The organism is Vibrio sp. 99-8-1, from assembly GCF_013114595.1.
Taxonomy (GTDB): domain Bacteria; phylum Pseudomonadota; class Gammaproteobacteria; order Enterobacterales; family Vibrionaceae; genus Vibrio.
This window is the reverse complement of record NZ_VTXE01000059.1, coordinates 1-12301: the sequence shown is the minus strand read 5'-3', so window position 1 is coordinate 12301 and position 12301 is coordinate 1. Positions and strand designations below refer to the sequence as shown.

Annotated in this window: 12 protein-coding genes; 3 read left to right on the top strand and 9 right to left on the bottom strand. The window is 39.0% G+C overall.

From position 1 onward, the window contains the following. The 4 genes from F0227_RS21875 to F0227_RS21325 form a co-directional block, all read right to left on the bottom strand. On the bottom strand, nt 1–98 hold a 98-nt coding region (locus tag F0227_RS21875; protein WP_216613511.1), incomplete at its 3' end, for a helix-turn-helix domain-containing protein. A gap of 204 nt (nt 99–302) precedes the next feature. Then, the gene (locus tag F0227_RS21335) at nt 303–740 is read right to left on the bottom strand and encodes a polymer-forming cytoskeletal protein (RefSeq protein ID WP_171755273.1); all 438 of its coding nucleotides are present in this window, start codon (nt 738–740) and stop codon (nt 303–305) included. After that, nucleotides 650–1591 (bottom strand): M23 family metallopeptidase, encoded by a 942-nt coding sequence (locus F0227_RS21330; RefSeq protein WP_171755272.1) that lies wholly within the window; start codon nt 1589–1591, stop codon nt 650–652. Before F0227_RS21330 ends, F0227_RS21335 begins: the two co-directional genes overlap by 91 nt. A 263-nt stretch (nt 1592–1854) precedes the next feature. After that, nucleotides 1855–3225, bottom strand: coding sequence for an MATE family efflux transporter (locus F0227_RS21325; RefSeq protein WP_171755271.1), 1371 nt, complete (start codon nt 3223–3225; stop codon nt 1855–1857). Between the two features lie 88 nt (nt 3226–3313). Between F0227_RS21325 and F0227_RS21320 the strand changes: the two genes are divergently transcribed. Next, nucleotides 3314–3922, top strand: a complete 609-nt coding sequence (locus tag F0227_RS21320) for a riboflavin synthase subunit alpha (protein WP_171755270.1) — start codon at nt 3314–3316, stop codon at nt 3920–3922. On the opposite strand, the gene F0227_RS21315 is transcribed toward F0227_RS21320, so the two are convergent. Both F0227_RS21315 and F0227_RS21310 read right to left on the bottom strand, forming a co-directional pair. After that, nucleotides 3916–4119, bottom strand: coding sequence for a CPXCG motif-containing cysteine-rich protein (locus F0227_RS21315; RefSeq protein ID WP_171755269.1), 204 nt, complete (start codon nt 4117–4119; stop codon nt 3916–3918). The genes F0227_RS21320 and F0227_RS21315 overlap by 7 nt on opposite strands. Before the next feature lie 85 nt (nt 4120–4204). Then, complete coding sequence (locus F0227_RS21310) at nt 4205–5065, bottom strand: fructosamine kinase family protein (RefSeq protein WP_171755268.1); 861 nt, start codon at nt 5063–5065, stop codon at nt 4205–4207. Between the two features lie 283 nt (nt 5066–5348). On the opposite strand from F0227_RS21310, the gene F0227_RS21305 reads away from it, so the two are divergent. Then, the gene (locus tag F0227_RS21305; protein ID WP_171755267.1) at nt 5349–5693 is read left to right on the top strand and encodes a DUF3802 family protein; all 345 of its coding nucleotides are present in this window, start codon (nt 5349–5351) and stop codon (nt 5691–5693) included. Here F0227_RS21305 and F0227_RS21300 read toward each other — a convergent pair. The 3 genes from F0227_RS21300 to F0227_RS21290 form a co-directional block, all read right to left on the bottom strand. Continuing rightward, nucleotides 5690–6184, bottom strand: coding sequence for a C40 family peptidase (locus tag F0227_RS21300; RefSeq protein ID WP_171755266.1), 495 nt, complete (start codon nt 6182–6184; stop codon nt 5690–5692). The two genes, F0227_RS21305 and F0227_RS21300, sit on opposite strands and share 4 nt — an antisense overlap. Before the next feature lie 273 nt (nt 6185–6457). After that, nucleotides 6458–7072: an OmpA family protein gene (locus tag F0227_RS21295; protein WP_171755265.1), complete on the bottom strand. Its 615-nt coding sequence runs from the start codon at nt 7070–7072 to the stop codon at nt 6458–6460. A gap of 10 nt (nt 7073–7082) precedes the next feature. After that, nucleotides 7083–8387, bottom strand: coding sequence for a TolC family outer membrane protein (locus F0227_RS21290; RefSeq protein ID WP_171755264.1), 1305 nt, complete (start codon nt 8385–8387; stop codon nt 7083–7085). 449 nt (nt 8388–8836) lie between these two features. Between F0227_RS21290 and F0227_RS21285 the strand changes: the two genes are divergently transcribed. Continuing rightward, the coding region (locus tag F0227_RS21285; protein ID WP_171755263.1) for a cadherin-like domain-containing protein at nt 8837–12301 on the top strand (3465 nt) is incomplete at its 3' end.

Genomic DNA, 12301 nt, shown 5'->3' with positions numbered 1-12301 from the left:
CCCATGATCTTGCAGGCTTTGGATACATTCCCCAATTCTTCTGCGAGATTAAGAAGGCCTGCTTTGTGTTTTATGATTGGATTGCTAGTATGAAGCATGAGAGTGACCTCTTTTCTTTGATTTAAGATTCAGCACCTTAATCAAAGTGGGTAACTCTCTTCTTTTCAAATTGAAGTGTCAGATCTAGTCGGAACTAATACATTTTAATTAACTTAAGGTGGCAGATAGATTAATGAGTGCCGAACTCAAAGGTTCTGCACTCATTACTGTATAATTATCGGTAGGCGAGCTATTGATAAGCGTTATTTCTGCTCAATAGCCTCAGCTTTTTTCTGTTCTATGCTGACGGGTTTATCTTTATTGTCTGATAGGGCGATAACTTCGTCAGTTGTTACTGTTTCAGATGTCCCTAAGAATATGCCACCTTTTTCGATGGTAAATTCAGAGCAAGTGATATTTCCTTTCAGGTTGCCATTGTTGAGGATATCAATATTCGTTGCGAATATATCTCCTTCAAAATTGCCATTAATCTTAGCATTATTGGCGTATATGGTACCTTTAACATATCCAGTCGGGCTAATTGTTACATCATATTCGGTTCGTATTGTCCCTAAAATAATACCATCTACTTGGATATTACTTGCAAGAGTCAGTTCTCCACCGATACGAGCTCCTTCGGCGATGATAGTTGGAGCGCCATGCTTACTTGTTGTTCCACGCTTTTTATCAAAAAGTCCCATTGTATTCCCTTCTGATTTTCAAATAAGGATTCAAAGTTATCTATATTCCAATCCACAAAGTTGGATGGGTTCATTGAACGACCTACAAATCTGATTTCGTAGTGTAAGTGAGGCCCTGATGTTAATCCGCTGTTTCCAGAATAACCAATCAGATCTCCTTTTTTTACAAACTGTCCGGATTTAACTTTGAACGACTTCATATGTGAGTATGATGAAGTAATTCCAAATGAGTGCGAGATTCTTATAAAATTTCCTGAACCCTTGTCACTTTTTCTTGTTACTTCAATAACGCCATCTGCGGGAGAATATATTGCTGTACCTGTATTTACAGCAAAATCTAACCCTCGATGCATTGTTCTTTTCTTAGTCACAGGGTGTGTTCTCATTCCATATTTAGAGGAGCGCCTTCCTATCTTTACTGGTGCTCCATTAGGAATTTTTTGTAAAAGAGCTAATCTTACCGCGGTATTAATGGCGGCGAGATCTAATCTTGAGTCCATGTCTAGTTCGAGTTTTTCGCCACCTAAATACTCTTCAATCTCTTCAAGTCGGGATGACACAGATAATAATTGGTCTTCTTTGCTAGAAATATCGCTCTCTAACTGCTGTTTAAGATCCTGATACTGTTCTAATTGAGTAGTGAGGTCTGAAGATTGATTTTCAAGCAGAGCTTGCTGCTGCTTCGATACTTGAACCTCATCGACAAGTTTTAGAACCGTAGTTGTTACTACAAATACAGTAACAACAAGTATGAGCATCAATAGTTTGATACGTGTAACGCTTCTGCGGCTGAGTTTAAAGTGGCTGGTTCCTTTTACTCCAGAAACGGTAACAGCTAAACTATTGGGCATGGATATAGACTCTTAAAACAAAACTAGTGTGGGATTTTAGAACGATTCACGCCGCTCGGCTATCCTTGTTGACACTGTAATTAACTTTTTACAGAAAAATCACACAAAGAATGTTTAGTTTTGTGAATAGCTCATGATTTTCGATAATATTCTATTTACAAATATATGCCATTGTTTTTATTGAATAAACCTATAGCTAACGGCTTCCTGTTAAGCTAAGTAAAGGTTTTTTATAAAAATGTGAGTAATATGTAAGAATTTACTTATCGTGAAGCAAACTCCAGTTGGGTTTGGTTATCTTGTCTATGCATCCACCTTAAACGGAATCCAAGCATTACTGCTGCACTGCTTAATCCAACGATAAAACCAACCCAAAAACCATATACACCAATTCGGCTGATAATCCAATCAGTTAAACCTAACGCATAGCCAGTAGGCAAACCTAGAATCCAGTAGGCTATAAAGGTACAGAGAAATATTGCCTTCATATCTTTGTAACCGCGCAGTGCTCCGCCTGCGATTACTTGAAATGCGTCTGTAATTTGGTAAATCGCGGCAATAAGTAATAGCTGAACTGAAATTGCGATAACTTCCGGGTTTGATGTATAAAGTTGTGTGATGGGTTCTCTAAATAAGATGGTTGCGATACCAGTAGTTATTGCAGAGACAATACCGACAATAATAGCAACATGTGACGCAATTTTTGCTCCTTCAATATTCTCTTCACCTAGCTTTTGACCCACTCGAATACTCACCGCTACACCGATGCTCATTGGGAGCATAAACACCATGGATGAGAAATTAATGGCAACCTGATGCGCGGCAACAGTGATGGAGCCTAATGGTGCTACAAGTAAAGCGACGACTGCAAAAAGGGTTATTTCGAAAAATAGTGCCAGGGCAACGGGGAGGCCTAATTTAAGTAGTCTTATTTGAGACTGGTTACTAGGCCAAAAAAAGCGAGAGAAGATTGCTACTTGCTTAAGCCGAGAAGAGATCAATATATAAATCAGCATTGATACAAACATTAACCAATAAACAATGGCTGTTGCGACACCACAGCCGATAGCACCTAGTGCCGGTGCGCCTAGTTTTCCGTATACAAACATCCAGTTTAATGGCACGTTCGCGACAAGACCTATGAATCCGATGATCATGGCTGGCTTTGTTACCGCCATTCCGTCAGTGAAACTTCTTAGGGTTTGATAGAGCAAAAACGCAGGAACCGACCACATAATGGCGTCCATGTAGCCTGTTGTTTTTCTGCTCAACTCGGGTTCTATTTCCATCCAACCGAGAATGATCTGTGTCTGAAATAGTATCGCTAGAATTGGCAGTGTTAAAAATAGTGATAACCAGAATCCCTGAGATATTTCATAAGGGACTTTTTCTGTTTTTCCGGCTCCATTTAATTGGGCAACAACAGGTACTAACGCCATTAGTAATCCGGCACCAAATAAGATCACTGGGTTCCAAATACTTGCGGCTACCGCCACAGCAGCCATATCTGTGGCACTAACACCTCCAGCCATGATGGTGTCAACAAAGCCCATTCCCGTTTGTGCGACAGAAGCGATTAGAACAGGTGTTGCTAGTTGGATAAGCTGTTTTGCCTCTTTTTGGTAACGATGCACAAACATCTCCTAAAAAATGTGAATAATATCTTGGGTGCATAATAAAGAAATGTCACTATTAGCACCATTAAAATATGAGGATTTTTCAATGTTTACAGGAATCGTTCAAGGAACAGCAAAAGTAGTAAAAATTGTTAAAAAGCAAGATTTTCGTACACACATTATAGAGTTGCCGAAAGAGGCGATTGCTGACTTAAAAGTCGGTGCATCCATTGCTCATAATGGTTGTTGTTTAACCGTAACCGCTATTGATAATTGCTTGGTGTCGTTTGACCTTATGCAGGAGACGCTTAAGGTGACGAACCTTGGGTTACTCAATGAAAATGACAAGGTCAATTATGAAAGAGCGGCACGTTTTGGTGATGAGATTGGCGGGCATAGTATGTCTGGGCATATTGCACTTATGTCTACGATTGAACGAAAAGTGATGACAGATAACAACTGTACTCTTTGGTTTTCCTTACCTAAAGATGTTATTAAATATGTGGTGAAGAAGGGATACATTGGTATTGACGGCTGTTCATTGACTATTGGGGATGTCATCGATAGTGCTTTTTGTGTTCACTTGATCCCTGAAACACTCAATAGAACGCTGTTTGGACAAAGAGCGGTTGGTGACAGTGTGAATATTGAGTTTGACCCTCAAACTCAAGTTATCGTGGATACTGTAGAACGAGTGCTTGCGGCGACTCAATAATAGTTTTCGTCATCGGCATCGACTAAAAGCAATACGCTATTATGAATGTTATCAACTCGCATATCTAAGTGTATCGCTCGACAACAAGCAGGGCAGTCGTCAAAAAAGTCTTGGCTGCCTCTCGAAGAATCTAACGTAATTTCGATAGAGTGACCACAGTGTGGGCAAAGATACTGTTGTTGAGAAAATGCTTTCATTTGTGACGCCCTATTGCTAAATAGTGATATCGCATTCTATTTACAAGCCATTTGCATCTGAACAAGTGGCTGGCTTACTGTTTTGCTAAAAAATTTCTGAAAAATATTGATCAGCTTCGTCTAGGTAATGGCCACCAAACAAATTACAGTGGTTTAATATATGGTAAAGATTGTAGAGTTTTTTCCGGTTTTGATAGCCCTTATCCAGAGTGATCACGCTTTCGTATCCTTTATAAAACTCTGGCTGAAATCCATCAAATAACTCTGTCATGGCTATATCGCACTCTTTATCTCCCCAATAGCTGGCCGGGTCATAGCACAAAGGGCCAAAAGCTGTATTGCCTGCATTACCATGCCATAGATCACCGTGAAGCAGAGACGGGGAGGGGTGATGGTGGAGTAATTGTTGGTTAATGTTTTCAACGATATCTTCTATGGCTCCAAAACTAATGCCTTTCTCTTCTAGAAGTTTTAACTGCCAGCCAATCCGTTGTTCAGAAAAAAATCGAGACCATTTCTTCCGCCACCGATTGGGTTGTAAAGTGGCACCTAAAAAATTATCTTGGTCAAAGCCATACTCTTGCTGTTCGCCAAACAGATGCAAATTGGCTAAATCGACACCCAGTTGAAAGCTTGATTTGTCGTTGCAAAGAGGTTTGGTTGCAATGTAATTGAGAATAAGGAAGGAGTTGCTTTTGCAGTTATCAACTAAAACAACTTCAGGAACATAGAGCGTATTTGTGGCGCGTAGCTTCTTAAGATTATCCGCCTCTGCTTCAAATTTGTTGAGAAACTCTTTGTTGTTGATTTTGACGAAATATCGCTCTTCTCCATCACTTATCATATAGCATTCGCTAATATCGCCACCTTCAATCCGAGAACGATCAAGTATCTGGAAGTCAAACATCAACTCTTCAGATAGTCGCTTAGATATGGCTTGCCACATATACGATTTCCTCACTACATGATTTGATATATTTAGATTTTAGAACAAACTAATGTGTATGGATAAAAATGATCAGAAAAATAACTACTTACTTGAATAAATTGTTTGAAAGTTCGCCTTATGTCACAACTGCGAGTATAGTTAAATTATGATTAAATTTCGTAGCAGTTCTTATTATTAACTAATTCAGTGTTGAATAAGTGGCAACATCTATTTCAATGGATTAGTATAAGTTTAGTTGTTTCGGTGATAATTGTATCAAACGATTTTTTGGAGTTACATAGTGGTAGTAGATACTGATGGGTATTTGTCTCTAATAGAGCATTTGACGTTTAATCTAAACGTATTCACCGCTGAAGGTGGTGATACAGGGATTGAAACTGTTGAAGATGTTGTAACTGACATGATTGCCTCAAATATCATGACTATTTTTAACCAAAATCCAGAATTACATTCCAGTATTCGTTTCAAATTATTGAAAGAGGCGGATCTGGTTTTGGAAGATCTTGGTGAAGTACTTGCTGGCGTTTGGGTAAAAAAAGCCACCAACGAACAAATCATCTTTTTGGATGAGTATATCGCTTTAGTTAAAAACTTATTTGATAGTGCTGTAGCAACTTACGACTAACGTATTCTACGAGCTTGCCAAAATACAGATGCCCAATATGGGTTATTTAGCCGAGATATAATCACGCCTTTTGATGTAGAAGCGTGCATAAATTGCTGGTAACCCAGATATATTCCTACATGTTTATCTTTTTTTGATGTTTTAAAAAATAGTAGATCACCACTTTTGGCGTCTGAAAGGGCTATTTTTTTACCTAATAACAATTGTTTTTCTGTCGTTCTTGGTAGCTGTATTTGCTGTGAAGAATAAAAAACCGACTGCACAAAAGCAGAGCAATCAACGCCATTTAGTCCATTGCCCCCATATTTATAGGGTGTTCCTTGCCACTTCTCAAATTCTATTTTGAAAGAACGATTTTCTTCTCTGTTCAGTGCTGACTGAGCTGATTTCCCTTGTTGCTCATTAGATACCGCAGACTCTTGATTGATTACAGAGCATCCAGTTAAGCTGTAAAATAAAATTATGATTGAAAAATAGTGCCTTGGTGTCATTGCGAGTTTGCTTATTTAAATGAAGTTAATATAAATGAGCCAATATCTAAGCTAGTGTGACTTAGATGGCCTGTACTTGAGCCAATTTTTAATATGGTAGATTGATAGTCACTTAATTAAATATCAGTTTATAGAATACCTAAAACCTAGTTAACAGACGTTTGTCTGTTGATAAAATTATTACAACCGCTGGCCTGAAAGTAATGATAGGTTAGTTTTAGTATAATAAAAAGCCCAGTGTAAACTGGGCTTCAAAGATATATTTACGGAGAGCTATTTTTTTCGCTTCGAAAATATCGTCCACTCATCAAGTATATGATCGTTGTAACCCACAACGGTTGCGGTTACTCTTCGATTCATTGCATGAGATTGCTCGCTCTCTCCACTGTCCTCTAGAGATGTGTCCCCATAACCGACAATAGTCACCCGAGAAGAGTCAACACCTTCATCCACGATGTGTTGTTTTACTTGTTCGGCGCGTTGTTTTGACAACGCCATGTTGTGGGCGGCATCACCTGTTTTGCTGGCATATCCTTGTAACTCGACCGATGTTTGTGGGTATCTTTGTAAAAAGTCGACCATTTTAGTGATTTCATTGGTAAACACTGGGTTGATTTCAGCAGAGTCATTTGCAAACAAGATTTTTAGCTGTAATTGGCTGCTTGTTTTAATATGAGAACCACACCCATCATTGTCTACATGAGCCCCACGTATTGTATCTGTACATTTATCACGTGCGTTGATTACGCCGTCTCGATCATCATCTAGCAAATCTGCTACTTGATCGGGCTCAGGCACGGCGATATAGGGGAACTCTTCACTCTTCGCCAGTGAAGAACCACTAAATGAAATCGCCAATATTGATAGTAATAAGCTACTGTTTTTCATCATTAATACCTTAATAATCTACTGCTTGTTTCCATTCAGATGGAACATCGACTAACAGTGAATCAAGCATGATTCCACATGAGTTTAATACGCGATATTTTGCATATTGTTCTTCGTAGCTGACAGTTAAATAAGATTTTCTCGCTTCGAAAAGTTCATTTTCCGAGTTAAGCAAATCTAGCAATGTACGTTTACCGATACGATATTGTTTTTCGTATGCATTAACTGTTTCTGAGGCAGAGTCTACTTGATCCGCGAGAAATTCTTTTTGCTGTAGAGTGAGATCAAGTGCGCTCCAAGCCAGTCTTAGACTTTCCGTCAGCGCGCGATATGAATTGTCTCGAAGATCTTTTGCCTTGTTCAATTGATAAGCCATACGATCTTGAGTGGCGGCATCAGAACCACCATTAAAAAGGTTGTACCTCATTCGCAACATGGCTGACATTTCGTCACGTTCACCCGCTATACCAGCAGCATCGTCATACCATGTTTGAGCCGCCTCGATGGTGAATGTTGGAAGATTTGTTCCTTTTGATTGCTTGTATTGATAGTTTGCTGCATCAATGTCTGCGGCAGCAACTTTTAACACAGGATGGTTTTCTTCTGCTGTTGCGGTGGCTTCTTCGAGTGAAAGAGGAATGGTATTTTGATCAACTTTCGGGAAGATAAGTCCTTGAGGAGCTTGGCCTACAATTTTAGTAAACTGGGTATGAGTATCAAATAGGTTGTTTTGTGCAGCCAATAAATTACTTTGTGCGTTAGCAAGACGAGTTTCAACTTGTGATAGATCGGCGGTAGAACCAATTCCAGACTCAGCTCGTCGTTTAATATCACGATAAATGCGTTTGTGAGTCGCCAAATTGCTTTCTGATAATCTTAATGTTTCTGTTGCTTTGAGCGCATCCAAATATACTCTCGAAACATTAAGTGCTTTGTTTTGAGCATCGGAGATTAATTGCAACCTCATTGACTCAGCTTCGGCGGCCGTTCTATCAATATCGTTGAGTGTTGATGAACCATCCCATAACAACTGAGTTAATTTTAGTGTCGCATCTTTTCGGGTATGTTCTGACGTAGCACCAGTTGCCGGGTTGGTTTTTTCATAACCAACACCTGCATCTAGATCCAGAGAAGGCATGTAATTACCAAAAGCGACGTTATTAAGTTCTATAAAACTCATGTATTCGTTATAAGCGCTTTTAATTTCAGGGTTAGATGAAATTGTCGAAGCGATAGCTTGCTCAAGTGTCTGACTTTGCGCGGTAAAACTTAGTGCAACTAGACACGCTAATGTACCTAATCGAGTCCTTTTCAAAATAATTCTCCTCAGTTCAGATTGGCGTATTTTAAGCACGAAATGGTGTCTCATTTGTGAGAAAAAAATCAATATATTGGCCATTGTGACTAACTTCTTGAACTAATACAAATTTTATATGCATAGATATAGTGTTTTTACTCGTTAATGTTATAAGAAATGTAAATGCCTATAGATCGCTGTTGATAAGGTGTTTGGAGCTAAGTTCTTTTTTAACAGTGGGTTAGCTGAAACAATTATTGATATGTATGTCAGTATGAATGTTAACGCGCTGTTAAATATGCATAAAGAATGCGTAACGACGGTTGTTACATTAGCAAAAGCAAAAATGTGGCCTTGGTTCCACAACAATGGTATTTTATTCACTATATAAATACCAATCTAAAAATTGTCTTAATAAAGAGCTGTTATAAATATTTAACCTAAACAGTTTGAGAAGGGATTAGCAAATGAATGCACTTATTGGCGCTATCGCAGCAAGCAGTAATTTAGTCGTTATCGATGTAAACGGTAATATCAGAACGATAAGCGATTACTCAGAATTGTTACCTGGTGAAGTTGTTTTAACCAAGGGTGATGATCCGATGACTACTGAGGCTGTTGTGGATGCTGCTATTGTTGATGCAGAAGGAAATGTGCTGCCGTTAGATACAGATGATGAGATAGCTCAGATCATTGGTCAGTTAGAGGCAGGGCAGGATCCAACTCAACTTGGTGAAGAATTTGCGACCGCTGCCGGCGAGACTCAGGGTTCCGCTGTTGTTCGCGCACCAACAATCGAGCGTGTTGGCGCTGAAAGTCTGGCCACTACGTCATTCAACACAACAGGTTTAGAAGGCCAAGGCCTCACTGAGATTCAGGCTGATACTCTATTAACGACGCTACAACAGTTTATCAATAGTACCCCTTCGGTGTCGTTAACTGGTATTTTGACCGATATCGACGAGAACACCGATACATCGGTAAGAATTAAAATTGCAGACATTACCATTACGGATGATGAGCAAGGCATCAATGATCTTAGCTTGTCTGGTACTGACGCGGATAAATTTGAAATCATTGGCTCTGAATTATATTTGAGAGCGGGTGTGGTATTAGATCATGAATCATTTGCTAATTACGATGTAAATGTTGTCGTTACTGACCCTACTTTAGTTGGTGTTACTCCTGAATCCACGTCAGCGACGTTGCTGGTCAATGATGTAAATGAAGCGCCGGAAGTTAGTTCAACAATTATCTCTGGTACTGCAGAAGGTAAATCAAGTTACGAAATTGATTTGTTAAAGTTTTCTAGTGATGTAGATGATGGGGACGTACTTCGTGTTGCGAATGTAACGAACCTGCCACCTGGTTTCACTTCAAGTAATAACCTATTAACTATTGACCCTTCTAATAAAGAGTATGACTCTCTTGCTGATGGTGAAACTAAGGTAATCGAAGTCACATATGATGTTGTTGATAGTGGTGGATTATCAGTATCACAAACTGCCACTATTACCATCGAAGGAACCAACGACAAAGCAAAGGTTGCTGATGTTACAGCGGAAGGTAAGGAAAGTGACGCACTATTCAATGTAAACTTGTTAAAGAACAGTAGTGATGTAGATGGGACTGACATACTCAAAGTAGAAGAAATTGAATATAAGGATGGTGACAATTCAGGAGTCATTGTCAATGCTGATACTGGTCAACTTGAAGTAACGCCTAGTACCTATAATTCGTTGGCAAGTGGTGAAAAGGCCGAAATAAAATATACATATGATGTAGTTGAGTACAGCAAGGGTGGCAAAGAACTGTCACGAACGGCCACCGAAGCGACGATCACGATAACAGGCGAAAATGATGATGCTACTGTAACTGCTATCTCAAGGACTGCGAGTGAAGATGAAAATCAGTTTACTATAAACTTACTTTCTAACAGCAATGATGTTGATAAGACTGATGTATTGAGTATCAATAATTTAAAGGTAGATCCTATTGATGCAATCGGAATTACTGAGCAAAACGGATTTGTAACTATAGATCCAAAGGCCTACAATTCACTAGCTTTAGGTGAGCAAGCGAAGATAACTTATAGTTATAACGTAATTGAAAAAGATGATGAAGGTAAAACACTAGAATCTCACCCAACTACAGCGACAATTATTATTACTGGTCGTAATGATGCGCCAGTATTCAATAGTGTCATCACTACACCTGATGGAAAAGTGACATCAATTAGTGCAATTGAAGATAAGAAGTATGAAGGAACATTAACTGTATCCGATGTTGATAATAATGATGTTCAAACTTATACAATTTCAGAAGGTGCAGCTAATGGTACTGTGTCTATCGATCCTGAAACAGGAGCGTACTCCTATATACCAGATGGTAACTATAGTGGTACGGACTCATTTGAAGTTACTGTAACTGATAAGCACAATGCGACTGATACTGTTGTTGTAAATGTTGTTGTTAAACCTGTAGCAGATCTCGTAGATTTAACAGTGGTTCCAAACGAAGGTTGGAGCCAAAGTATGGATTTTAATGATATCAAGTTTAATGGCTCTTGGACATCTCAAGGATCCGCTAAATTAGCGAATGATGCACAAGATGATGTAGATTGGGGAACAAATAACCACGATCAAAAGTTTGAAGTTGGGCATGAAGGGCTTTATAAAGATAGCTCCTCTACTAACACTGTTATGGAACTTGAGGGGGATCCAGGAGATCGTACATTCACTGCTGGTTTTAAAGCTGAGCAAGGTGAAGTCCTTTCCATATCTTTTGATATTTCCGCAAGAAGGCTAGCTGCTAACAATGATACTGATTCCGATGCAACTTTAAAACTAGTATATCAAGACACCTCCGGAGCGCAGCACGAACAGCTTTTATACGTATTTGATCCAAGCTCAACAGATTGGCAAAGTATAAGAAATGAAAATAAAATTACATTTCAAATACCTGGTGGAGCTGCCGATGGTGAATATAAGTTGGTTTTTGAAAGTGCTGATGAGAATACACAAGATACTTATGGCGCTTTGATAGATAATCTAGAGATTTCATCTTTAGCCAATACTGGTTATGAAGATAGTGATATTAAAATCAATGAAATTACTGCTGGTTTGCAAGATAGCTCAGAGACATTACATGTAGAGTTGCATGGTTTGCCTACAGGAACAGTGGTTTCAGATGGTGTGAATACCGCAACTATTTTAGCTAATAATGTATACGATATATCAGGATTAGATCTATCTAAGCTGACGGTCAATATAGCAGAACCAAACAAATATAACGTAAATGTAATCGCCTATTCTGAGGAGTCGGATGGAACTTTTGGTGATGAAAACAGTAAACCGTTTACAATTAATGTATTAGAAGCTCGTGCCGCGCCGGTTTTTGATAGTGTTGATGGTAATTTAGTATATGACGAAAACAGGGTGGCAGGTGAAACAATCGCCTCTGTGAAAGTAGCTGATCCTGACGATGTTACCACGTATGAAATTACCGGCGGAAATTCTAACGGTTGGTTTGCTATTAACGATAAAGGTGAAATATCGTTGACGGCTAAAGGCGCTTTGGAAGCCGCTAACGATTTTGAAGATAGTGGTGATATTGATGAACACGATTTAACAATCACAGCTGAAGGTAAAGGTGGTGTTGCTCAAATAAAAGTTACTCTAGAAGAGAGCGATGTCAATGAAGCTCCGACTACAGATAATGTCATTCTTTTAAATATTGTTGAGGATAGTGGTGCTCATCTAATTACTAGTGCTGACTTATTAGAAAACGCTAATGATATAGAAAATGACAATCTCGTGGTGACGGACCTAAAAGTCGACACTGGTAACGGCTCTTTGGTTAAAGGAAGCACAGAAGGTACTTGGTTGTATACTCCAGCGGAAAATGACGATAGCGACGTCACTTTCACTTAT

Coding starts and splice junctions, on each gene's coding strand:
- F0227_RS21315 (WP_171755269.1), bottom strand. CDS start 4,119: ATGAAAGCATTTTCTCAACAACAGTATCTTTGCCCACACTGTGGTCAC.
- F0227_RS21310 (WP_171755268.1), bottom strand. CDS start 5,065: ATGTGGCAAGCCATATCTAAGCGACTATCTGAAGAGTTGATGTTTGAC.
- F0227_RS21295 (WP_171755265.1), bottom strand. CDS start 7,072: ATGAAAAACAGTAGCTTATTACTATCAATATTGGCGATTTCATTTAGT.
- F0227_RS21320 (WP_171755270.1), top strand. CDS start 3,314: ATGTTTACAGGAATCGTTCAAGGAACAGCAAAAGTAGTAAAAATTGTT.
- F0227_RS21300 (WP_171755266.1), bottom strand. CDS start 6,184: ATGACACCAAGGCACTATTTTTCAATCATAATTTTATTTTACAGCTTA.
- F0227_RS21330 (WP_171755272.1), bottom strand. CDS start 1,591: ATGCCCAATAGTTTAGCTGTTACCGTTTCTGGAGTAAAAGGAACCAGC.
- F0227_RS21335 (WP_171755273.1), bottom strand. CDS start 740: ATGGGACTTTTTGATAAAAAGCGTGGAACAACAAGTAAGCATGGCGCT.